This window comes from Pseudomonas sp. NPDC077451 (assembly GCF_044543345.1).
In the GTDB taxonomy this organism is placed as follows: Bacteria; Pseudomonadota; Gammaproteobacteria; order Pseudomonadales; family Pseudomonadaceae; genus Stutzerimonas.
Genome location: NZ_JBITVX010000022.1, coordinates 19,332 through 42,143, shown reverse-complemented (window position 1 = coordinate 42,143; position 22,812 = coordinate 19,332). Strand labels below are relative to the sequence as shown.

The window sequence follows — 22,812 nt, the reverse complement described above, 5'->3', positions numbered from 1 at the left end:
CACCCAACCAGGAAGACGAAGACCTGTCTCGTTCGCTCAGGTCCTCATCCGTTGTTTTCGCATTACGTAGGCGTCTCCCTTATCATCCCGCCACTATGTGATGGTCGATTGCTTGGTCACTGACTCTTGAGCCGACGGTGCAGCTGTAGCAGCGACGTATCCGATGTCGAAGCCTAGCCAATACAGCTCATGTGCCAACCTAGCAGTAGCCATCACCGAGAAAACTCAGCGGCTAAAGTCGCTATCGCGCATCAGCGATCTGGACAGTGGTAAACCATGAATGCAGTAGAAATTGAGTCCGCCATTTCTGACCTGGCGCTAGAGCCATTTGACGCGGGGGTGTTTCCGTTCACTTTCCTGGCCGCATTCGGCAACAAGGAAACCGCGCTCAAGCGCCTGCGCGCTGGGAACAATAACGCCTCGGACGTACCGGGCGGCGTACTACTGCGCAGCAACATTCATATCGCCACATGCAAGTCTGGCAACGTGGGCGACACGCTCAAGGCGTTGCGTGCCAGCCCGGCCACCACCAAGGCCAAAGCCAAGTTCATCCTTGCAACTGACGGGGAAACGCTGGAAGCCGAAGAGCTGATCACCGGTGAAACCGTCACCTGTGACTACCCGGACTTTCCTAACCACTTTGGTTTCCTTCTGCCGCTGGCTGGCATCTCCACCATCAAGGAGATCAAAGACAACCCCATCGACGTGCGCGCCACCAGCCGCCTGAATAAGCTGTACGTTGAGCTGTTGAACGAGAACCCGGACTGGGCCAAGGCTGAGCGCCGCGCGGACATGAACCACTTTATGGCGCGCCTGGTGTTCTGCTTCTTTGCCGAAGACACCAACATTTTCAATGGCGATAGTCTATTCACCAAAACGGTAGAGCAGTTCACCGAGCGCGATGGCTCCAACACCGACCAAGTGCTATCGGAAATCTTCCGAGCCATGAACATCAAGCTGGCTGAGCGCGCGACCGCTCAACCGCGCTTGTCCAACTGGGCCAACATTTTCCCCTATGTAAATGGCGGCTTGTTTTCCGGCAGCACCGAGGTGCCGCGCTTTACGCGGATTGCACGTACCTACCTGCTGCACGCGGGCAGGCTGAACTGGAAAAAAATCAACCCAGACATCTTCGGCAGCATGATCCAGGCAGTGGCCGACGATGAGGAGCGCGGCGCACTGGGCATGCACTACACCAGCGTGCCCAATATCCTGAAGGTGTTGAACCCACTGTTTCTGGATGATCTACGGGCGCAACTAGAGGCAGCTGGCGACAACAGGGCCAAGCTGCTGAACCTGCGCAAGCGTATGACACATATTCGCGTATTCGATCCAGCCTGCGGCTCCGGAAATTTTCTGGTCATCGCCTACAAGCAGATGCGCGAGATCGAAGCGGAGATCAATCGCCGTCGAGGCGAGGCCAACAATAAATCGGAAATCCCGCTGACCAATTTCCGCGGCATAGAACTGAGGGACTTTCCGGCAGAGATTGCCCGTCTTGCGCTGATCATTGCCGAGTTTCAGTGCGACGTGCTGTATCGCGGGCAACAGGATGCGCTGGCAGAATTTCTGCCACTTGATTCGCAGAACTGGATTGTTTGCGGAAATGCGCTACGCCTGGACTGGCTGAGCATCTGCCCGCCCACGGGAACGGGCGTGAAAGTCGTAGGTGATGACTTGTTCAACACCCCCTTGGATCAGACAGAAATCGACTTCGAGAACGAAGGCGGTGAAACCTATATCTGCGGAAACCCTCCATACGCAGGAAAGGGCAAAAAGACACCTCAGCAGCTTGATGACATGGAGTCAATATTTGGACCGTTAGGAGTAAAACACGGGTATATCGATTATGTGGGTTGTTGGTTCATGAAGGCCACCCACTATGGCAATAAGACCAACTCAGCCTGCGCTTTAGTTTCGACGAACTCGTTATGCCAAGGTCATCAAGTACCTCTAATTTGGCCACCTATCTTCAGCTCAGGACAGAACATCAGCTTTGCGCATACGTCCTTCAAATGGTCGAATCTGGCAAGTAAGAATGCTGGCGTCACCGTAGCGATTATTGGGCTTTCAAAAAACACGAGTGGTGTAAGGAAACTCTTTTCTGTCTCAGACGAGGGTACGGTTCTTTCCAAAGACGTTCCATTTATCAACGCGTACTTGGTCGGTGGTGCAGATGTTTTAGTTGAGAAACGTTCGTCGCCGCTAAGCGATCTGACAGCAATGGATCTTGGCAACATGCCATACGACGGAGGCAATCTTCTGCTCACACGGCAGGAGCTGGAGGATCTCGAATTATCCGACCTAGAGCAGAAACGCCTGATCCGTCGAATTTATGGCTCTAAAGAGTTCATTGGTAATTTGGAAAGATACTGCCTCTGGATCGAAGATGCCCATCTGACGAGCGCGATGCAAATACCTACCATTCGAGCTCGGATAGATGCTGTTCGGGTCATGCGATCAAAGAGTACGGATAGTGGCGGACGTGCGCTGGCTGCTCGATCACATCAAATGCGAGAAATGCATACTGGGCTTACGCAAACCCTTGTGATGCCAAGAACATCTTCTGAATCGCGAGCGTATCTCCCAGCAGGGTTACTAAGCGCAGAAAGCATCGTGTCTAGTGAGGCCTTCGCTATGTTCGACGCCCCACTCTGGCAGCTTGCTCTACTCACATCTCGAGTTCATTTAGTGTGGATATCCACGGTCTGCGGTCAACTTGAAACTCGGTACAGATACTCCAATGTTCTCGGTTGGAACACCTTCCCCGTACCGCTGCTTACCGAACAAAACAAAGCTGACTTGACTGCCTGTGCCGAGGCTATCCTGCTAGCCCGCGAAGATCACTTCCCCGCCACCATCGCCGATCTCTATGAAGTCAAAGATGGCGTTAGCCGAATGCCGGACAACCTGCGCCACGCCCACGAGCGCAATGATGAAGTGCTGGAGCGTATCTATATCGGTCGTCGCTTTAGAAACGACACCGAACGGCTGGAAAAGCTGTTTGACCTCTACACCAAGATGACAGCTGATACGGCGATGGCCGCGCCGAAAAAGCCACGAGGGAAAAACGCATGAGCGAGCTGATTCTCTACGCTTCGGACGACGGTCAGACCCGGCTGCAGCTGCGGGTGGAGGGCGAGAGCGTCTGGTTAAGTCAGCTGGAGCTTGCCGAGCTGTTCCAAACCACCAAGCAGAATGTCTCCCTTCACGCGAAAAACATCTTCGAGGACGGAGAGTTGAGCCCGGCACCAACTGTCAAGGAATCCTTGACAGTTCAAACCGAGGGCGGACGCCAAGTGCGCCGTAAGCTGACCCAGTACAACCTCGACCTGATCCTGGCCATCGGCTACCGGGTGCGCTCACCTCGCGGCATCCAGTTCCGTCAGTGGGCCAGCACTCACCTCAAGGAGTTTCTGCTCAAAGGCTTCGTCATGGACGATGAGCGCCTGAAGAATCCTGGCGGCTGGGATTACTTCGATGAGCTGCTGGCACGCATCCGCGATATTCGCGCCTCGGAAAAACGCTTCTATCAGAAGGTGCGCGAGCTGTTTGCCCTGAGTACCGACTATCGGGCACACGAGCAGGAAACCGCCTTGTTCTTTGCCGAGGTGCAGAACAAGCTGCTTTACGCCACAACCGGCCACACCGCTGCTGAGTTGGTGGTGAAACGCGCCAATCCCAGTGAACCGAATATGGCGTTGACCACCTGGAGCGGCTCACGCGTGCGCAAGCAGGATGTAATCATCGCCAAGAATTACCTGACGGCCGATGAAATCGACACGCTCAATCGCCTGGTGGTGATCTTTCTGGAACAGGCCGAGCTGCGGGTCAAGCAGCGCCAAGACTTGAGCCTGGCGTTCTGGCGCAACAATGTGGACAAGATGCTGGCATTTAATGACCAACCCATTCTTGAGGGCGCTGGGGCGGTCAGCCGAGAACGAATGGAGCGCGTTGTTCATGAGCGCTATGAGCTGTTTGACCAGCAGCGAAAGGAGGCCGAACGTGCGCAAGCCGATACTGACGACCTCAAGGAAATTGAGCAGCTCGAACACAGCATCAAGCATCGGGTAGAGAAGCCCTGAGCCAATTGCTCAGCCGGCTGTGAAAGCCCATGACACGTGCATATATTCGCTAGCCCCCCCATTTGTCCAACAACCTGCTGGACAAATTAAGGACGCTAGCTCACCGATGAGCAGTGAATCGCCATGACAGAACAGACCAACCCGACCAACAGCTACACGGTGCCGTCAGTATCCATTGCTACAGCGCACACTGGGGCATCCAGCAAGGCCAATGAGCTGGGCATGCGTACCATGCAGGAGCGCGCCTATACCAAGCGCGGCGAACAGTACCTGCTGATCAAGTCGCCCCCGGCATCGGGCAAGTCCCGCGCACTGATGTTTATCGCGCTGGATAAGCTGAATAACCAGAGCCTGCAGCAGGCCATTGTGGTGGTGCCAGAACGCTCCATTGGCGGCAGCTTTGCCGATGAACCACTGAGCCAACATGGCTTTTACTGGGACTGGCAGGTGGCCCCACAGTGGAACCTGTGCAATGCCCCAGGCATCGATGAGCCGCGTGTGGCCAAGTCAAAAGTGGACGCCGTGCGCGCCTTCCTGAACAGTAGCGACAAGGTGCTGGTCTGCACCCATGCCACCTTCCGCTTTGCCGTGGAAGAGTTGGGCATCGACGCCTTCGACAACCGCCTGATTGCCATCGACGAGTTTCACCACGTCTCCGCCAACCCGGATAACAAGCTGGGCAGCCAGCTGAGTGCGTTCATCAACCGCGACAAGGTGCACCTGGTGGCCATGACCGGCTCCTACTTCCGTGGTGACAGCGAGGCCGTGCTGGCCCCGTCGGAAGAGAACAAATTTGAGACAGTGACGTACACCTACTACGAGCAGCTCAACGGCTATCGCTGGCTCAAGTCGCTGGATATTGGCTACTTCTTTTACACCGGGAGATACGTGGATGCGGTGGCCAAGGTGCTGGACCCGGCGCTGAAAACCATCGTCCATATCCCCAACGTAAATGCCCGCGAGAGCCTCAAAGACAAGGAACGCGAGGTCAACGAGATCATGAGTTCGCTGGGCGATTGGCAGGGTGTCGACCCTGCCACCGGCTTCCATCTGATCAAAGCCAAAGATGGCCGCACGCTGAAAGTGGCCGACCTGGTGGATGACAGCGATGCGGCCAGGCGCTCCAAAGTGCTCGGCGCACTGAAAGACCCGGCGCAGAAGAACAACCGCGACAACGTGGATGTGATCATCGCGCTGGGCATGGCGAAGGAAGGCTTTGACTGGATCTGGTGCGAGCATGCGCTGACCATCGGCTACCGTTCGAGCCTGACCGAAATCGTGCAGATCATTGGCCGTGCCACCCGCGACGCCGAGGGCAAAGAGCGCTCGCGCTTCACCAACCTGATCGCCGAGCCAATGGCTGATCAAGCTGCTGTAGCCGAAGCGGTAAACGATATGCTCAAGGCCATTTCCGCCAGCCTGCTGATGGAGCAGGTGTTGGCCCCGCGTTATGAGTTCACCCCGAAAGACACCGGGCCGAAAGAGGGCTTCAATTACGGGCCGGAGGGGTATCAAACGGGTGGCACCAACCTGGGTGTGAATGAAACTACGGGCCAGTTCCATGTCGAGATCAATGGCCTGACCACACCGCAGAGCACAGAAGCCACGCGCATCTGCAAAGAAGATTTGAACGAAGTAGTAACCAGCTTCCTGCAGGACAAAACCGTGCTGGAGCGCGGCCTGTTCGACAAGGAAAACACCTTGCCGGAAGAGCTGACTCAACTGCGCATGGGCAAGATCGTGCGCGAGCGTTACCCGGACTTGAGCGACGTTGACCAGGAAGCAATTCGCCAGCATGCCATCGCCGCCATGAACATTACCCAGCAGGCCAAGCTGGCTCTAGCGCAGGCAGATGCTAACGGTAGCGACAATGTGCAGGGCAGCACTGCGCTGCTGGATGGCGTGCGCAAGTTCGTAAACGTGCGCGAGCTGGATATTGATTTGATCGACCGGATTAACCCCTTCGATGCTGCCTATGCAGTGTTGGCAAAGGCGATGGATGAAAAATCTCTGCGCCAAGTGCAAGCCAGCATTGCAACCAAGAAGGTGAGCATTCCCGAAGACGAAGCGCGTGAGCTGGCCAAGCGTGCCCTGCAGTTCAAGAACGAGCGCGGCCGCCTTCCCGACATCAACTCCGCCGATGCTTGGGAAAAACGCCTGGCTGAAGGCGTAGCCGCATTGGCACGCTACCGTGCCCAAGCCAAAGCGGCGCAGGGGGAATCCTCCAATGGCTGATATGAACGATGACGACCTGCTGGATGCCCTGGGGGTAGAAGTCCCCACGCTCAAGACAGTCACTCGAAGCCCTCGTGAAGAACGCATCATCGCTGGCTTCGAGGACATTCAGCGCTTCTATCAGACCCACGGCCGTGCCCCACTACATGGCGAAGACCGCGATATCTTCGAGCGCCTGTATGCCGTGCGCCTGGATCAGCTGCGCAAGCTGCCGGAGGCACAAGCCCTTCTAGCCGGCCTCGATAGTCACGGCCTACTCTCAGACACTGCGGTCACCACGGCTAATGTGGATGACCTGGATGAGGACGCCTTGCTCGCCGAGCTGGGCATTGGCAGTGAGTCCGCCGACCAGGACGACATCACCGTACTGCGGCATGTACGCTCCAGTGCGGCAATAAAGGCGGCAGAAGAGATGGCCGCTCGTAACCCATGTAAAGACTTCGAGAAGTTCAAGCCGCTGTTTGATGAAGTGGAAGCAGGCCTGAAGCAAAAACGCTGGGTGACCAAGCCTTTTGGCAAGAATGCCAGTATTGAGGCTGGAGACTTCTTCATTCTGAGCGGGCTCATTGCCTACGTCGCCGAAGTCGGAGACACCTACAAAACGCCGAATGCGGAGACCAATGGGCGTTTACGCGTTATCTACTCCAATGAGACGGAAAGCGATCTGTTGCTACGATCCCTGCAGCGGGCGCTTTACAAAGACAGTGAGGGGCGTGCCGGATCTCGGCTGATCAAGGCCGACTCAGGCCCACTGTTCAGCGACATCGCCGAGCCGGACGACATAGAAAGCGGCACTATCTATGTGCTGCGCAGCCAGTCCAACCACACCTTCGTAGCCGAGCACCGCGAGCTGATCCACAAGATCGGCGTAACCGGAGGCCGAGTAGAAACCCGTATCGCAGGCGCAGACAAAGACGCCACCTACCTGCTGGCTGATGTGGAAGTGGTCGCGACTTACAAACTGCATAACCTGAACCGCACCAGGCTGGAAAACATCTTCCACCGCCTGTTCGGCGCGGCACAGCTGGACTTGACCATTGAAGACCGCTTTGGTCGACCGGTTAAGCCGAGGGAGTGGTTCCTGGTGCCACTGCATGTAATCGATGAGGCGGTTGAGCGTATTCGGGATGGTTCGATTACCAATGTTAGGTATGACCCGCAAACGGCTAGCCTACTGAGATGCTCCTGACGCACTTTCGAAGTCTACGCTTCGCGACGCAGTGGAACCAAAAAATCCCTCTCTTCTAAATATCTGTAAGGAATGGGTTCGTATATTTTTTGTGATAGTGGAAACTGTGCGGAGCCGCAACATCGACGGAAGGTGAGAGTGGAAAGTGGCTGTAACCCCCGCCATTACTGGGTTACCCGCTTTCCACCAACGTGGAAAGCGCCACGACTTTCCACCTTCAGGAAAATTTCTTTCCACCCTCGAATTTCCACCCTCGAAAGCAGAGGAAGGTGAGAGTGGAAAGTCGCTAAAACCCCGCCATCACTGGGTTGCAGACTTTCCACCAACGTGGAAAGTGCCACGACTTTCCACCTTCAGGAAAATTTCTTTCCACCCTCGAATTTCCACCCTCGAATACAGTGGAAAGTGAGAGTGGAAAGTCGCTGAAACCCCCGCCATTACTGGGTTGCAGACTTTCCACCAACGTGGAAAGCGCCACGACTTTCCACCTTCAGGACAATTTTTTTCCACCCTCGAATTTCCACCCTCGAAAGCAGTGGAAAGTGAGAGTGGAAAGTCGCTGAAACCCCCGCCATCACTGGGCTGCAGACTTTCCACCAACGTGGAAAGTGCCACGACTTTCCACCCTCTGGAAAATTTCTTTCCACTCTCGAATTTCACCCTCGAATACAGTGGAAAGTGAGAGTGGAAAGTCGCTGAAACCCCGCCATTACTGGGTTGCAGACTTTCCACCAACGTGGAAAGCGCCACGACTTTCCACTCTCAGGACAATTTCTTTCCACCCTCGAATTTCCACCCTCGAATACAGTGGAAAGGTGAGAGTGGAAAGTCGCTGAAATCCCCGCCATTACTGGGTTACAGACTTTCCCAATGTGGAAAGTGCCACGGCTTTCCACCCTCAGGAAAATTTCTTTTCCACCCACGAGAAACCTCAGGAACGTGTGAGTAGAAGGCTGAGATTGACCACGACAGAAACGCCGAGAAGGGATCTCCGTCTCAGTCGCCTTCTGCGCCTTGCTGGCTGTGTTGATCGGCAATCACTGACTGTGCAAATTCAAGCGCCATCAAGGCCTCTTTGCACGCCGCAGAAACTTTGCTGTCCCTTTCTAGGCGGTAGGCCAACGCCCGCTTTTTGAGGCGGTTTGCATGCGCAGCTTTGCGGAGCTCGCCAAGTAGCCGCTCATGGTAAAGAGCGATTTCCCGCAACGCCTTAGGCAGTACCTTAAATGTGCTGGCCCGGTAGGCTGATCCCTTACCTTTGGTGAGCTCAATCGTGAAGCGTGCCCCGTTTTCCGGCTTTGACCCTTTGCGGAACTTGCTTGCCATGGCATGGCTTATTTCCGTGTCCCGCACCCTTACCGACTTACACCAATACGCCACCCAACACCCAGGTGTTTTGACGCGGACGGTAATTAGATAATGCACCCTCAAATCGTCGGCTTGAGTTCGCGCAATTTCCCTCTTAGCACATTGAAGATACGACGCAGCGACAGCCATGGCATCCTCATACAGTCCCGCATACGTCTCGTCTAGCGCGCAATCTACCCGTAATTTTTTCACTGAACGCTCTCACCAGCTCATCGAGGCAGAAAGGATGGCATGCGGCGCATCGCGAAAAAGGCCTAAACCTACAAGAATATTGTCGATTTAATGCCCCTACAGCCAGGTTTACAGCAGGCATAAAACTACCGTTGCCGTTACGCATCCACTGCGGCAACGGCAACTGTTCGGCCCAGCTTTATTAAATATCTATTGCCGTTACACATCCGCTACGGCAACGACGCCGGTTTGCCCTAGATTGCGACTGTGAATTTCACCGCCATTGCCGGTGCGCCGTCCGTCCACGCTCCTCACCACCGCTTTGGTCATAATCGACCAGCTAGGCGCGAGGCTCGCTTGAATTTCAACACCTTCTCGCCTGATCAAATTTGGGTTATTTCAAACACGGGAGACGCTGTAGGTACTTATAACCAAGGAGCCAGCCATGAACCTATTCAGCCACCTCGCCAGCCTGTTCACTGCCATCGTCCAGCCAGCCAAACCGGCGTACACGACCATCATTCATCCCAACCAGGGAAGAGCGGTCGTGGTGCACGACGGCCTTGGTATTCGCCATGAACGACGGTGGCAGATGTTCGACTCGCTGTTAGATGGGGGTGACCCGAGTATCTCCTTCAGCACTCTGCATGATGCGAATACGAGCCAAACCGATCCGGCCGAGCTGTTTCAAACTGATAGTTTCGCATCGGTTCTTTTGGCCGGCAGCTTCGAGTCCATGGGAGTTAGCTGGATCAACCCAGCCAACGGAATGCCCATGATGGACAGCTGTTTCGATGTCATGGGCAACGCATATGGCATGGACACGATGAGCGACATCCTGTCGTTCGATCATGACATGAGCGACTTCGGGGACAGCTTTTCTGCCTTCGGTTTTGATTGAACGCTGGGACGAACACTCCGGGGGAGGTGGGCATATCGCCAACGGGGCTAGGGTGAGCTCCACTCTGGCATTTGCTTTGGGAATTCCACAGCTGGATTGGAGGTTTGATACACGGATTGAGTACAGCGGCCTCGTGCGGCGATTCCACTACCTCAGCTCTAGAGCATTTCGGCACTGGACATGGCTGCGACCCCTACAGGCTGCGCCCGAGATGGCGCTAGGAGGCTGCCTCTTAATCTGGCTTTCGGGAATGGGCGCCGCCGTGACTGCGCAACCAAGCCAGTGCGCACCTAACGGCAGCCGCGACCGTTTGAGTGGACCAACGATCCAGAGGTGGCTTCGACTGGCCGCCTGGGGCCGGTTACCTGAGTCGCCCTAGCTGTAGCTGGAGCCTGTTGACTGGCGTGGGGTTAGGCAGCCGTCGTCAATGAAAATTGCTGTGTGGCAAAGATTTGAGCCGGTTAAGTGCTGGTACATCAAGAATCGCAAGTATTGGAGAAGATCATGCGGTCCAAAACTTCAGAAATCAAAGCATTGGCTACAACCTACATTCTTCTATTTCTACTGTTGATGCTGAACGGCTATGCGCTCTGGACACATTGGTACCTCGCGAGCCTGCCGCTGGAGGAAAGTCGTCAGCATGGATTCTTTGTGCGGGGCGCGCCAGCGCTGTTGATGTTGATGGTAATGCCTCCAATGCTTGTGATAATCGCCAACTTTGCTGGACAGTTGCGGACGCTTGTCCGGCAGCACTGGAAAATCTCTTCGCTCATCACACTAGGCGCGTTGGCCATCCTAGCCAATTCAATTTCGCTGCTGCTTGCCGAGCCTCACCAATTGGGAGCTGCGGATCGTGTGGTTGGGGCGATACTGCTGATTCCGCTGACGATGCTTGTTGTTGTCAGTGTTGGCTTCAGGATGATCGTTATGCTCGATAAAAGGACTACCTCGCGATAACCGCTCCCCTGGGCGGGAGCCTTGGCAGGCCCGCGTCGCCATCTATCCAGACGTTTTTACGTGTATGCACCAGCTGATACAGGCGGATAACACAAATGCATTCTTATCGCCAGATAAGTAGCCCCCAAAATGAAACGTTTATTCTGAAACACCCAAATTGAAACGGCACGCATAGAGGATCAAGCATATTCGTCCGCGCTTACCTTCGAGCCAGCACCGCCGAGCAGGATGCCGCTCGCGCCCGTTCCGTCCTGGAGGAGTTTGCTGCCGATCATGGCAAGGCCATTGCTGCGCAATACATTGAGAACGCATCGGGGACCCAGGCTGATCGTCCCGAGTTGCTGCGTTTATTGGCTGACTAAGCGGCCTAAATCGCTATCAGCTGCTCCGCGATAGTGTCCTGCTCTCCTAACGAACGGGAGGGCAGGTGTCTTGAAGGTTTTGGGGTAAGACGCGTGTTGGCGCATGGCGATCCTTGCGATAAGGGTAGTCCCACGTCATTTGTTGGATACCATTGCCTTATTGCAGGGATGCTGAAGGTGGATTACGGACGGCTGTTACCCACTGCATACAATGTCCATATCACACCCTATCGTCTCCTTGAGGTACGCGACAGCGGCTGCCAGCACAAGATTTTGATCAGCGGTACGACTACCAGCAGATAGGCCCGGTTGAACAATGAGAATTTCGGCCTCAATGGGCTTGAAGCGCGCTGTCTTGATCAAATCATTTAGCCTCAGCCCATTTCCAGCAAGGTAGCGCGTTGGACGGTTCAGAGAGCGCAATCGATCCTCGCGCCCTTGCATGTGTTTGCCGAGCTCAGAAAAGCGCCATTTCCACTTGGCTGACCTGATCGCTTGGGAACAGACCTCCACGACATCCTTCACGCGCTCGCCGGCGGTATTCCCTCCGGAATATTTGCAGTGAATCAGCGCAAGTCGGATACGATCCGACTCCTCCTTGAGACAGACAAGATCAGCAGCCTCACCGGCGCCGTCGTCGTCGAAGACGATATCGAAATCACCCTGAATGAAATGTTGTGCAGCTTTCCACTGGATAGCATCAGCGCGCGCAATGCCGTCTTTCCAGTACGATTCTTTTGTGATGTCGACCCCTGCCCAGTCCCAAGCCTCGAATCGCTCTTCTCCGATTTCAAGATGCCTGGGGTCTTTGGGCTCGATCAGCATATTGCCGTCCAGCTCGCTTAGGTCGACAAACCGCACTAGCGGTGGGTATGAGCTCAGGTATTGGCTGAGCGTTCCTGACGTTCTCCCGATGGTAAGCTCGATTGCGTCACCGCTTGTCTGTGCGACGACGAAGCCTGCCTCTCCACCTACCGTTAAGGTGAACTCGGCAAACTGGCCGTTCTCGTCACAGCTCAGGGCGAACCTCATGCTGTCCCCTTTCACATCAAGATATTTCAGATCGACGAACGTGATAGGAAGGCCGTTTGGTAATGCCGGCGCGGTAAGTACGACCCTGTCCTCTGCAATACCAATAATTTCGGCCGGCCACTCGACCGCAAGTACCCGCCTGTCGCTTGGAAACCCTGTCACATCTTTTGGAATGAGGACGTTTGCAATAATGTCATCGACAACGATGCTGTCATCGAGAAGTTTGGCACCAGCCGCCGCGCACCAACGAACAAATGCGGGTATGGAACCTTGCTCCCTCGACCAGACCCGCCCTTTGTACGAGCAGCCAACAGAAACGCGCTCCCCATTTTCCCAACCAGTGCCACTGACATTGTTCTTAACGGAGCCGCTACGTTCGGCCACACCGAGTGCGATCGCGACGTCGGCCCCTGTGTACATTGCGTAGCTGAGATTACGTCGCCCGTGTTTTTTGACCCCCATATTCTGGAACACAAGGCGGTTTATATGGCCGAGTATTCGAAACATCTGCTCGCCCTGGATCAGATCAGCTTGCCCTGTGACCTGCTCCGCTAGATCGGGGAACAGCGAGCTGTGATCGGTTGAGGAAAGGAAAAGCAATTCGAGTTCCGGATTGTGGTGCAGGACAAAGAGTGTCCACTCACGATCAAGTACACCTTTGGTATTTGTCCAGCGAACCTTGCTTTCAGCGCGGGTAACGAAGTAAAGCGTACGCATTTCCCGGTTTAGCCAGACCCCTTCAATGTGAAGATGTTGAGAAAGTCCGTGATGAAAGCGCTCGGGGAAAAACTGTTGGGCCCTGTAAGTTGCCGTGCTGAAGACCGGACGAAGCAATTGGGGCGACAGCGAGATCTGGGAGTCGCCTTCCTCATCCAGACGTTCGGATGCTTGCAAGAAAGCGATCAATTCCCGGTGCTCCCGAACTGCATTGGAGCTAAGCTCGCTCAACACTTGGTTCCAGTCGGCGTCTTCGCTGTACAGACGCTCCAGTGAGTGGGCAACGTCCTGGTCGCCAATATTGGCCACTACCGTCGCCTCACCGATGTCAATCCCTGCCACACGGGTGAACCGCCCGATGAACTGCAGCATGATCGCCAAACTTCGATGACTGTCATGGAGCGCAGCCACTTTGAGCTGGGGCAGATCAAACCCTTCCCCCAACATGTCGACGCAAATCACTACCCTAGACGTCCCTGATCGCAGGTCGGCCAGCCGCGCTTCAGTGTCGCTGATTTTTGAATGAATCAGGATTGGCTGCAACTCAGGCGCGAGTTGTTGGTAAAGACGCTCTACGAAGGTCGCACGGGCGATACTACTGCATCGAGCCATGAGCAGATGATTAAGTCCTGCGTCCAAGTCACGTCGCAGCTTAGCTAACGCTGCCACGGCGATAGCCTGGTCCGCCTGGGTGCCACCGCTTGGTTGGTGGACAGGTTCGAAATGTATTGGTTTGAAGTAACCGTCGCGCTGCGCGGCGGCAAGGGGATAGTTGAAAATCACTTTCCCGTCGACGAGTTCGCCATCCCTCCTAAAAGGCGTAGCGGTAAACTGCAAGATGGGCAGCGAGTGAAAGGCTGCTCTCAGCCCACTCCAGGTTTTGGCAGGGACGTGGTGGGCTTCATCCAGTATCAGCGATTTACACCGCTGGGCAATCCCAGCAGCGAGCGGACTATCGGCTTCCACTGCCAGTGAACTGATGGTGGAAACCACCACGTTGCATTGGGTGAATATGTCCAAATCCGCTAGTGTCTTGGGCTTGGATGTGATTAGCCCGACTACCGGATTCATGACGCCGTTTGGCAACACCCCCAAAGCGCGAAGTAGCCCCAGACTCTGAAACTTGTTTGCCGTTTGCTGGCGTAGGAGATCCCAAGGAACGACCACAAGGGTGGGCGATTTACCGTACGCCGTCAGCGTAGCCAGCATCGTTTCTGTTTTTCCCGTGCCGGTAGGCATAACAATCGTTGCGGGCTGTATATCAAGGCTCCAGTGGGCCCCGATAGCAAAGAGCGCGCCCAACTGAGGCGGTCGCAGCCCCTCCTGTCCAATTGGCACTTGCCCATTGGAGTCGCGTCGTTCAGCTCGATATGAAAGTTGACTCTGCCAGCTCTCCACCGCGTCAGAGGCGACAGCGGCCCAACTGGATTCGAGAATTCTGGCCTTGAGGTCGATGAGGAGACGATGAGTCCTCCAGACGACTTTGCCCTCCCGTAGCTGAATGATTCCATCCACGCCGTCGGGCAAGGCGACATTGGGCCGGTCGGTCAGTAGGACACGGCTACCACATTCGAGTAACCACAAGCGTTCCCTGACACGAGGCGAGACATTCACCAAGGTCTCATTGACGACGCGGGTAGTGATGGCTGGCTGTAGCTGATGCCGAATCTTTCCTATAGAACAGCGTTGCTCATAAACCACCGGTGGGAGCACAACCATCAGAATCCTCCTTGAACTACCTTTAGCTGGGTGCTGCATAGGGGAGGATTGTAAGCCAGATGGCCTAATGATGGCGCAGCTGACGAATATTCGTATTGATAAGGCTCACTACACCATCTTGAACAGATAATGCAGACTTTGCCCAAAATAAGAAGCCGTTGGCACCAGACTCATAGTTTGCTTGTCGACACATCAATACAATGACGGGCTGCCACCTGCGGCAGTCGAAGAACTTACCCCACCGTCCGGGATGGGTTGGCCACTACAAGATGATTTCGACGAACCGACGTAACGGTAAAGCGTTGTTCGAGAAACGCCATACCGTCGAGCTACATCGGTTACCTGTATCTCAGGATCTCGGAGAAGAGCTCGTATCTCACGTACCTGACGATCATCCAGCACAGGCTTGCGCCCACCTTTTCTCCCCCGGGCACGAGCCGCAGCCAGTCCTGCACGGGTTCGCTCTCGAATGAGGTTGCGCTCGAACTCAGCCAGGGCAGCGAATACATGAAATATCAGCTTGCCGGCAGCGCTGGTGGTCTCAATTCGTTCGGTTATGGACTCGAAGGCCACCCCTTCCCGCTCCAAGCTACTGACAATCCCAACCAAGTCAGGCAAAGAACGACCGAGGCGGTCCAGTCGCCAGACAACCAGAGTGTCACCACTACGTAGAGCTTTGAGGCAATGCCCCAGCTCCGGCCTATCCGCTGACTTCCCGCTCATGGTCTCTTCGTAAACCACGGAGCACCCAGCCAGGGCAAGTGCATCTCGCTGCAGGTCGAGATTCTGATCATCAGTCGAAACTCGGGCGTACCCAATCCGCTTTGCCATCCGTTTTTCTCACACTGATTTCGGTACGGGAAAAATGACAGGAAAGTGGTGAATCCCAAGCCCAAAAGATCATCTGGAATAGGTGTGCCATAAACGACCGTTTATGACTAGCTGCCGTGAGAGCCGGAGTTCGCCAATGAACGAGCCCCCTGAAACACCGGACACCGTTTCCCCCTTACCATAAGGGATAGCCAAACGGTCGTGTTTACGACTACCAGCAAAGACAGACATATCGAAGTGCTCGGCCAGGAGCGGCGTCGCCGCTGGAGCGTCGAGGAGAAGCTCACCATGGTGCGCGAGAGCCTTGAGCCCGGGCACAGCGTCTCAGTGGTCGCCCGACGCCACGGCATCAACCCCAACCAGCTGTTTCATTGGCGCAAGCTCTATCAGGATGGCAGCCTGTCGGCGGTGAGCGCCGGAGAGGCCGTAGTCCCGGCTTCGGAGCTGGCCGATGCGATGAAGCAAATCCGCGAACTGCAACGGATGCTGGGCAAGAAGACCATGGAAGCGGAAGTTCTCAAGGAAGCTGTGGAGATCGCCCGTTGCGAAAATGGATTGCGCACTTACCCTTGTTGCGGGGGGACGACCAGTGAAGCTGGTCAGCGAAAGTCTCGGTGTGTCGCGCTCGCAACTGACGGCTCGAATCAAGCAGGCCAAAGAAGACAAAGGAGCCCGTCGTCGGCGTATCCCTGACGATACGGCTCTGGTGGAGCGGATCAAGACCTCAATCTCCGACTTGCCCAGCTATGGCTACCGCCGGGTCTGGGCGCTTCTACGTAGGCAGGCCGAACCGGTGGTCAATGTGAAACGGGTTTATCGGGTCATGCGCGACCATGACCTGCTGCTGGAGAAACGCCGCAAGCAGCCCGGTGTGGCTCGTCGTCATGAAGGCCGGGTAGCGGTGGATACGAGCAACACCCGTTGGTGCTCGGACGGTTTTGAATTTCGTTGTGACGATGGTGCCAAGCTGCGTGTGACCTTTGCCTTGGACTGCTGCGACCGCGAGGCTATCAGCTGGCTAGCCAGCCCGAGTGGCTACAGCGGTGACGACGTCCGCGACGTCATGCTTGAAGCCGTCGAGAAACGTTTCGGACAGGCACTGCCTGTCACTCAGGTTCAATGGCTGAGCGATAACGGCTCGGCGTACACCGCCGAACAGACGCGCGCCTTTGCTCGGGAAATCGGCTTGATACCGCTGACCACGCCAGTGTGCAGCCCGCAGAGCAACGGCATGGCAGAGAGATTCGTGAAGACGATGAAGCGTGATTACATCGCCTACATGCCCCGGCCGGATCGCCAGACAGCGCTACGCAACCTAGCGATTGCTTTTGAACACTACAACGAAGAGCATCCGCGCAGCGCACTGAAGTACCGCTCACCTCGGGAGTTCAGGCGGTTGGCCGTAACATCAACTTAACAGGGTTGTGGTGTCAGGTTTGATAGGGGCAAGTCCAGCCAACTTCACCGTGAACATGACTGTCTGTTCAGTTGGTACATCATGGAGCAAGCTCAGCATTAGGTACCTTCCATCGAACTGCGTGAGCCGCTGCCGAGCTTCGGCGTCCACCTTCTGCTGCAAGCGCAAATTGCGTCGCTAAAGCACCATTTGCCGAAAGACTCAATTGACAAACCAGCGACCAAATCTATAGGTAGCAACGAACGCTCCAATCACGCCAATCCACTCCACTATCGCCGACCCGCCCAGGTAGTCTGAGACCTCACTGAAAGCACCGATAATCAGAGTAAGCATGATTAGGGTCACCGGAATGCTCAGCAGCTTCATCAGAATGCTGCCGCGTAGCGGGCTCGGCTCAACGGCTACATCCCAGTGCTCCGACAGGCAGAACGGACAGCAATTGGAAATCGGTTTCCCTCCTCCAACCCTCCATCCCCACCGGCCGGCTACGCTTCGACTGAAAATAACGCGTGGGACCATCAGCCGCTTACAGCGGTTACACAAAACATGGGACATATCGCTAGCTCCTTAGAATCAAACGGATCCTAGCGGTAGCCGCCGTGAACCCAAGTAGAAGGAGTTCGGGATATTGACCCGGCTGATCGTTGTTCATTGCCGGCTGATACTCCTCGCGCAAGGTGGCGAAGTTGACGAATCTCTAATACCAAAGGTGGACGGCGTCATAGCGGTGAGGCGGTATTGATGTGCCCCGCAAAATACCCGCGGCAATACGAAAGATCACGACAAGGGGCTTGGCTTGAGATTGAATGGGATCAGTGAACGCAAAAAAGATCATGCTCAAAGTTGACCATCTTGACGGGCAGCTCCCGGCCCAGAGTGTGTAAAAACGTCTGATCAAGCCCTTGCTATGATTTCGAGGATTTCATCGTAAGGGTCGACCATGAAGCGCTTCATCGCCGTGACCGAGCTGACCTATGCGGGACAACTGATCGTCGCCCGGACCTACGGGGCCGCGTCAGTGATGATGCCGATCGTGCTGGGCTACCTGCTGGTCTGCTGGCCGATCCTGCTGCGGCAGAGACCTACTGAACTGGATTCGCCTGTTGCGTATCGATTTAGGGGGCCTCTGTGAAAGACGGCACGGACGCACCGATCGCGCCCTGAACTGCGCATGGAGCTCACGGCGCTTTCAGTACACTGCTCTGCTCTTCTCCCTTGATGACCAAGTAATGTCGTGCTGAAGAGGTAGGCGGCAGTTTTCGAAATCCAATTTTGCAGCGCGGACATCATTCAAGCCAGCTCGCACCTTGCCGATAGAGACCTGAACCGGCAAGAGCATTGGCGCTCGTGATGGGCGCTCTCCTGCCTAGGTAACTTCGGAGAATCGAAAATGTTGAGTTGGCTTGGCAACCTACGTGTCTATCACAAATTGGGTCTTGGCTTCGGTGTAGTGCTGCTGTTTACAGTCGCGCTGGCTGTCATCGGGTGGAGCAGCTTGAGCAGCTTCATCTTGCGTAGCGACCGCATGGGCGATGTTGCCTCGTTGGACGCGGCTACTAGCCAAACGCAGATCAGCCGTCTGCAATACATGCTCACCGACGGTGACGAGACCGCCTTGAAAAAGGCCCAGGCCGACTTGGAAGCGTTGCAGGCCAAGCACCAGACAATAAAACAAAATTTCAACAAGACCTCCAATTTCAGTTTGCTCGAGCAAATCGGGCAAGCCATCCAGGCATACGAGACAGCGCTGCAGCAGATGCGCGCCGCCGTGGCCGGCACCCAGACGGCACGGCGCAACATGATCGTTCAAGGCAACCAGGTCGTGGCCAGCATCAATGAAGTGCGCGGCCAAATTGACCGGATGGAAATTGCCGAAGAGCGTGCCCGACTGTTCCGTGCCTTCACCTCGTTCAACGACGAGATGCTGATGACCCGGTACGAGGTACGCGGCTTCATGATGACCGGATCGGCTGAGCGCGAGGCCACGCTAAGCAAACAGATGCAGACCACCCAGGCCGAACTGTCGCGTATCGAGCCGGAACTGGCCGCAGACTTCCCCGCTGAGCTGAAGCAACTCAAGACCGCCCTGGGCGGCTATTTCGCCTCGCTGGATCAGTACAAAGACAGCCTGCGCGCCTTGAAAGGCACCGGCCCGGGCATGACCGAGCATGCCAACACCATGCAGAGTTTGACGGCCGAGCTGCGGCATAGCCAACTGGCCTTGCGTGACAGCGAGGACGCAGCTGCGCGTACGCTGCAGATCATCGGTGTCCTGGCCGCGCTGTTGTTGAGCCTGATCGCCGCGATGGTGATCACCCGCCAGGTCACGCAGCCCCTGCAGCAAACGATGGCCATCGCCGAGCGCATCGCTTCAGGCGATTTGACCCCCTTCCCGGTCTCGACCCGTCGCGACGAACTGGGCAATCTGCAGCGTGGCATCCAGAGCATGGGCGATACCCTGCGCGAGCTGATCGGCGGCATCCGCGACAGCGCGACCCAGATCTCCAGCGCTGCCGAAGAGCTGTCAGTCGTGACCGAACAGACCAGCACCGGTGCGCAAAAACAGATGGCTGAGACCGACCAGGTCGCCACGGCCATGCATGAGATGGCTGCCACTGTGCAGGAAGTGGCGCGTAACGCAGAACTGGCAGCAGAAGCGGCTACTCATGCAGACGGCGAGGCGCGTAAGGGCGATCACGTCGTCAGCGAAGTCATCATCCAGATCGAGCGGCTGGCCCAGGAAGCCACCCGTTCCAACGAGGCGATGAACCAGCTCGAACAGGAGAGTAATAGAATCGGCAGCGTAATGGACGTGATCAAGGCAGTCGCCGAACAGACCAATCTGTTGGCGCTGAACGCGGCCATCGAAGCGGCGCGCGCGGGCGAGGCGGGTCGCGGCTTCGCCGTTGTCGCTGACGAAGTACGTACCCTGGCTCAGCGCACCCAGCAGTCCACCGAGGAGATCGAAGCGTTGGTAGCCGGCCTGCAGAACGGTACCCAGCGTGTGGCGGCAAGTCTGAGCAGCAGCCATAGCCTGGCCGTCAGCAGCGTGGCGCTGACCCGCAAGGCTGGCACCTCGCTGGGCGCTATCAATAGTGGCGTATCAAACATCCAGTCGATGAATCAGCAAATCGCCGCTGCGGCCGAACAGCAGAGCGCTGTGGCAGAGGAAATCAGCCGCAGCGTGCTCAGTGTGCGTAATGTGACCGAGCAGAGCAGCACTGCGACACAGGAAATTGCCAAGTCGAGTACAGAGCTTGCGCGCCTGGGCAATCAGTTGGCCACGACGGTCAGCCGCTTTCAGATCTGATTCGGCGCTGGTAGCGGTATAGCTTGGCCATCAAACTTTCCAGTTCCTGATGGCCAAAGCCGCGAAAAAAATGTACCAGCACAGCACTTTCTTTGTTGTGGATGGCTTGGCGTGGCGGTCGGATCACCATGCTCGGTCTCCTCGGCCCGCTGGTCGGTCCGGCTTCGCTGCCTGAAGTCTGGTTGAGGGCCTCGTCATCGCGAAAGTGCTGTTTTTGGTGGCGCGCGCGTTGGACGTGGCGGCTACTGCGGCTGTTCAGATGGGCGCTTCCGTCATCGCCCCGTTTCCACTTCCCTCCCGCGCGACGAGCGCTGGCTTGTCGTGCTCAGGCTGGTAAACCGGGCATTAGTCAATTGCGTACTCTCCCAGGCGCTGGAAGCGGCCCGAAGCGAGCTGCCGATGGGAAGATCAAGCTCACGCGCGACACCAGGGTCGGAGACAATCGGCCTGACCAAGAACAGAAGCCTGACACTGGACCCTGTGCCTAAGCACACGCTAAATCTTCAGTAGTCTCCAAAAGCCGTTAGCCTGGACCGCAATGCTGGCGATACGCGAACAACTGCACGACCGTACGCATCGGGCGTTACCCGTCGAAGCGACTGATGTTCAGGATCACTTGGGGACGTTAGGAGGGGCCGACCGAGACGCCAGCCCGAGTAGCGAAATGATGAAACGCGGTGGGACTAAAGTGCCCCATCGTCAATCGTCAATCGTCCATGCGCCCGGCGGGCCATGGACGGTGGATCTCAACCATCCGCTACCGCAGGACCGCAGGCCGCGGCACTTAGGCCTATCGGCATCGCCCTGCGGAAGCGAATATTTTGCTAAACGACTCGGTTAGACGAGTCGCTCGAGCTCCGGCACGATCTCGAACAGATCGCCCACCAGGCCATAATCGGCAACCTGGAAGATCGGCGCTTCTTCGTCCTTGTTGATCGCGACGATCACCTTGGAGTCTTTCATGCCGGCCAGGTGCTGGATGGCACCGGAGATGCCCACCGCGATATACAGCTGCGGCGCAACGATCTTGCCGGTCTGGCCGACCTGCATGTCGTTCGGTACGAAGCCGGCGTCGACCGCCGCGCGCGAGGCGCCGACGGCAGCGCCAAGCTTGTCGGCCAGCGAATACAGGTGCTTGAAGTTCTCGCCATTCTGCATGCCACGACCGCCGGAGATAACGACCTTTGCAGCAGTCAGTTCAGGGCGATCGGACCTGGCCAGCTCCTCACCAACAAACGACGAAACCCCTGCATCGCCAGTGCCGGACACCTGTTCGATGCTAGCGGAGCCACCTTCGGCATTAACCGGATCGAAACCGGTCGCGCGAACCGTGATCACTTTGATCTGTGCGCTGGACTGGACGGTCGCGATGGCGTTACCAGCGTAGATTGGACGCCGGAAGGTATCAGCGCTTTCAACGGCGATGATTTCGGAGATCTGATCAACGTCCAGCTGGGCGGCTACGCGCGGCAGGAAATTCTTGCCGTTAGTGGTGGCAGCAGCCAGTACGTGGCTGTACTCCTTGGCCAGACCGGCGATCAACGGCGCGACGTTTTCCGGTAGCTGATGAGCGTAGGCGGCATCATCAGCAACCATTACCTTGGAGACGCCTTCGATTTTGCAACCCGCTTCGCCAATGGCCGCACAATTGCTACCGGCTACCAGCACATGAATGTCGCCGCCGATAGCTTTCGCGGCAGCCACGGTATTGAGGGTCGCAGCGGCCAGAACGGCATTGTTGTGTTCAGCGATAACCAGGATAGTCATTTAGATAACCTTCGCCTCGTTCTTCAATTTCTCGACCAGTTCAGCCACAGACATGACCTTGATGCCGGCGCTGCGCGCGGCAGGTGCTTCGACTTTCAGGGTCTTGACGGTGGAAGCAGTAGCTACGCCCAGCGCGTCGGGCGTCAGCACTTCCAGCGGCTTTTTCTTGGCCTTCATGATGTTCGGCAGCGACGCATAGCGCGGCTCGTTCAGACGCAGGTCGGTGGTGACAATCGCCGGCAGATTCAGCGCAACGGTTTGTGCGCCGCCATCGATTTCACGCTCGACCTTGACCTTGTCGCCTTCTACTTCGACCTTCGACGCGAAAGTGCCCTGGGCGAAGCCAGTCAGTGCACCCAGCATTTGGCCGGTCTGGTTGTTGTCGCTGTCGATGGCCTGCTTGCCAAGGATGACCAGTTGCGGCTGCTCCTTGTCGACTACGGCCTTCAACAACTTGGCGACCGCCAACGAATTGAGCTCTTCGGCCGACTCGACCAGTACGGCGCGATCGGCACCCAGCGCCAGCGCTGTACGCAGCTGCTCCTGGGCAGCGGTCGGGCCGATGGAAACCACGACGATCTCGCTCGCGACGCCTTTCTCTTTCAGGCGCACGGCTTCTTCCACGGCAATTTCGCAGAAGGGGTTCATCGACATCTTGACGTTGGCGAGGTCGACGCCGGAGTTGTCCGCCTTGACGCGAACCTTGACGTTGTAATCGACCACTCGTTTGACTGTTACCAGTATTTTCATA

General features: G+C 56.4%; 15 protein-coding genes and 2 pseudogenes. 11 read left to right on the top strand and 6 right to left on the bottom strand.

Annotated features, from left to right (window positions below):
* Positions 1-276 precede the first annotated feature (276 nt).
* From ACIGHL_RS21495 to ACIGHL_RS21480, 4 genes are all read left to right on the top strand, one after another.
* On the top strand, positions 277-3,078 hold the full coding sequence (locus ACIGHL_RS21495; protein ID WP_446697729.1) for a class I SAM-dependent DNA methyltransferase: 2,802 nt from the start codon (positions 277-279) through the stop codon (positions 3,076-3,078).
* A complete protein-coding gene (locus ACIGHL_RS21490) occupies positions 3,075-4,085 on the top strand; it encodes a virulence RhuM family protein (RefSeq protein ID WP_446697728.1) in 1,011 nt (336 codons plus the stop codon). Before ACIGHL_RS21495 ends, ACIGHL_RS21490 begins: the two co-directional genes overlap by 4 nt.
* A gap of 123 nt (positions 4,086-4,208) precedes the next feature.
* On the top strand, positions 4,209-6,320 hold the full coding sequence (locus ACIGHL_RS21485; protein ID WP_446697727.1) for a DEAD/DEAH box helicase: 2,112 nt from the start codon (positions 4,209-4,211) through the stop codon (positions 6,318-6,320).
* A complete protein-coding gene (locus ACIGHL_RS21480; protein WP_446697726.1) occupies positions 6,313-7,509 on the top strand; it encodes a GIY-YIG nuclease family protein in 1,197 nt (398 codons plus the stop codon). The genes ACIGHL_RS21485 and ACIGHL_RS21480 overlap by 8 nt, the downstream gene beginning before the upstream one ends.
* Before the next feature lie 996 nt (positions 7,510-8,505).
* Here the strand turns inward: ACIGHL_RS21480 and ACIGHL_RS21475 are convergent.
* Positions 8,506-8,835 (bottom strand): hypothetical protein, encoded by a 330-nt coding sequence (locus ACIGHL_RS21475; protein ID WP_446697725.1) that lies wholly within the window; start codon positions 8,833-8,835, stop codon positions 8,506-8,508.
* A gap of 658 nt (positions 8,836-9,493) precedes the next feature.
* Between ACIGHL_RS21475 and ACIGHL_RS21470 the strand changes: the two genes are divergently transcribed.
* From ACIGHL_RS21470 to ACIGHL_RS21460, 3 genes and pseudogenes are all read left to right on the top strand, one after another.
* Positions 9,494-9,949: a hypothetical protein gene (locus tag ACIGHL_RS21470; protein WP_446697724.1), complete on the top strand. Its 456-nt coding sequence runs from the start codon at positions 9,494-9,496 to the stop codon at positions 9,947-9,949.
* A gap of 504 nt (positions 9,950-10,453) precedes the next feature.
* The gene (locus tag ACIGHL_RS21465) at positions 10,454-10,906 is read left to right on the top strand and encodes a hypothetical protein (RefSeq protein ID WP_446697723.1); all 453 of its coding nucleotides are present in this window, start codon (positions 10,454-10,456) and stop codon (positions 10,904-10,906) included.
* A gap of 185 nt (positions 10,907-11,091) precedes the next feature.
* Positions 11,092-11,265, top strand: a pseudogene (locus ACIGHL_RS21460) (recombinase family protein); the annotation flags it as partial.
* Between the two features lie 198 nt (positions 11,266-11,463).
* On the opposite strand, the gene ACIGHL_RS21455 reads toward ACIGHL_RS21460, so the two are convergent.
* Positions 11,464-14,736 (bottom strand): DEAD/DEAH box helicase, encoded by a 3,273-nt coding sequence (locus ACIGHL_RS21455; protein WP_446697722.1) that lies wholly within the window; start codon positions 14,734-14,736, stop codon positions 11,464-11,466.
* 192 nt (positions 14,737-14,928) lie between these two features.
* Positions 14,929-15,567: a recombinase family protein gene (locus ACIGHL_RS21450; RefSeq protein WP_446697721.1), complete on the bottom strand. Its 639-nt coding sequence runs from the start codon at positions 15,565-15,567 to the stop codon at positions 14,929-14,931.
* A 231-nt stretch (positions 15,568-15,798) separates the two neighbouring features.
* On the opposite strand from ACIGHL_RS21450, the gene ACIGHL_RS21445 reads away from it, so the two are divergent.
* The 4 genes and pseudogenes from ACIGHL_RS21445 to ACIGHL_RS21430 all read left to right on the top strand — a co-directional run bounded on the left by ACIGHL_RS21445 (position 15,799) and on the right by ACIGHL_RS21430 (position 20,294).
* Positions 15,799-16,984, top strand: a protein-coding gene (locus tag ACIGHL_RS21445; RefSeq protein WP_446697733.1) for an IS3 family transposase whose coding sequence is annotated in 2 segments (ribosomal slippage) — positions 15,799-16,115 and positions 16,114-16,984 — 1,188 coding nt in all. Because the reading frame shifts where the segments join, the coding sequence is not laid out codon by codon here.
* Positions 16,985-17,924: 940 nt separating this feature from the next.
* On the top strand, positions 17,925-18,116 hold the full coding sequence (locus ACIGHL_RS21440; RefSeq protein ID WP_125020936.1) for a hypothetical protein: 192 nt from the start codon (positions 17,925-17,927) through the stop codon (positions 18,114-18,116).
* A 258-nt stretch (positions 18,117-18,374) separates the two neighbouring features.
* Positions 18,375-19,439, top strand: a pseudogene (locus ACIGHL_RS21435) (methyl-accepting chemotaxis protein); the annotation flags it as partial.
* Positions 19,431-20,294 (top strand): methyl-accepting chemotaxis protein, encoded by an 864-nt coding sequence (locus tag ACIGHL_RS21430; RefSeq protein WP_375708240.1) that lies wholly within the window; start codon positions 19,431-19,433, stop codon positions 20,292-20,294. The pseudogene ACIGHL_RS21435 and the gene ACIGHL_RS21430, both read left to right, overlap by 9 nt.
* Here ACIGHL_RS21430 and ACIGHL_RS21425 read toward each other — a convergent pair.
* The 3 genes from ACIGHL_RS21425 to ACIGHL_RS21415 all read right to left on the bottom strand — a co-directional run bounded on the left by ACIGHL_RS21425 (position 20,275) and on the right by ACIGHL_RS21415 (position 22,811).
* Complete coding sequence (locus ACIGHL_RS21425; protein WP_160128628.1) at positions 20,275-20,424, bottom strand: hypothetical protein; 150 nt, start codon at positions 20,422-20,424, stop codon at positions 20,275-20,277. The genes ACIGHL_RS21430 and ACIGHL_RS21425 overlap by 20 nt on opposite strands.
* A gap of 707 nt (positions 20,425-21,131) precedes the next feature.
* Entirely contained in the window at positions 21,132-22,061 is a 930-nt protein-coding gene (locus ACIGHL_RS21420) for an electron transfer flavoprotein subunit alpha/FixB family protein (RefSeq protein WP_125020934.1), read from the bottom strand.
* Positions 22,062-22,811, bottom strand: a complete 750-nt coding sequence (locus ACIGHL_RS21415) for an electron transfer flavoprotein subunit beta/FixA family protein (protein ID WP_216707330.1) — start codon at positions 22,809-22,811, stop codon at positions 22,062-22,064.
* Position 22,812 lies beyond the last annotated feature (1 nt).

What these genes read in the sequence shown, in the direction of transcription:
- ACIGHL_RS21495 (WP_446697729.1), top strand. Translation starts at nt 277, where the DNA reads ATGAATGCAGTAGAAATTGAGTCCGCCATTTCTGACCTGGCGCTAGAG.
- ACIGHL_RS21490 (WP_446697728.1), top strand. Translation starts at nt 3,075, where the DNA reads ATGAGCGAGCTGATTCTCTACGCTTCGGACGACGGTCAGACCCGGCTG.
- ACIGHL_RS21485 (WP_446697727.1), top strand. Translation starts at nt 4,209, where the DNA reads ATGACAGAACAGACCAACCCGACCAACAGCTACACGGTGCCGTCAGTA.
- ACIGHL_RS21480 (WP_446697726.1), top strand. Translation starts at nt 6,313, where the DNA reads ATGGCTGATATGAACGATGACGACCTGCTGGATGCCCTGGGGGTAGAA.
- ACIGHL_RS21475 (WP_446697725.1), bottom strand. Translation starts at nt 8,835, where the DNA reads ATGGCAAGCAAGTTCCGCAAAGGGTCAAAGCCGGAAAACGGGGCACGC.
- ACIGHL_RS21470 (WP_446697724.1), top strand. Translation starts at nt 9,494, where the DNA reads ATGAACCTATTCAGCCACCTCGCCAGCCTGTTCACTGCCATCGTCCAG.
- ACIGHL_RS21465 (WP_446697723.1), top strand. Translation starts at nt 10,454, where the DNA reads ATGCGGTCCAAAACTTCAGAAATCAAAGCATTGGCTACAACCTACATT.
- ACIGHL_RS21455 (WP_446697722.1), bottom strand. Translation starts at nt 14,736, where the DNA reads ATGGTTGTGCTCCCACCGGTGGTTTATGAGCAACGCTGTTCTATAGGA.
- ACIGHL_RS21450 (WP_446697721.1), bottom strand. Translation starts at nt 15,567, where the DNA reads ATGGCAAAGCGGATTGGGTACGCCCGAGTTTCGACTGATGATCAGAAT.
- ACIGHL_RS21440 (WP_125020936.1), top strand. Translation starts at nt 17,925, where the DNA reads ATGAAGCGCTTCATCGCCGTGACCGAGCTGACCTATGCGGGACAACTG.
- ACIGHL_RS21430 (WP_375708240.1), top strand. Translation starts at nt 19,431, where the DNA reads ATGGGCGATACCCTGCGCGAGCTGATCGGCGGCATCCGCGACAGCGCG.
- ACIGHL_RS21425 (WP_160128628.1), bottom strand. Translation starts at nt 20,424, where the DNA reads ATGGTGATCCGACCGCCACGCCAAGCCATCCACAACAAAGAAAGTGCT.
- ACIGHL_RS21420 (WP_125020934.1), bottom strand. Translation starts at nt 22,061, where the DNA reads ATGACTATCCTGGTTATCGCTGAACACAACAATGCCGTTCTGGCCGCT.
- ACIGHL_RS21415 (WP_216707330.1), bottom strand. Translation starts at nt 22,811, where the DNA reads ATGAAAATACTGGTAACAGTCAAACGAGTGGTCGATTACAACGTCAAG.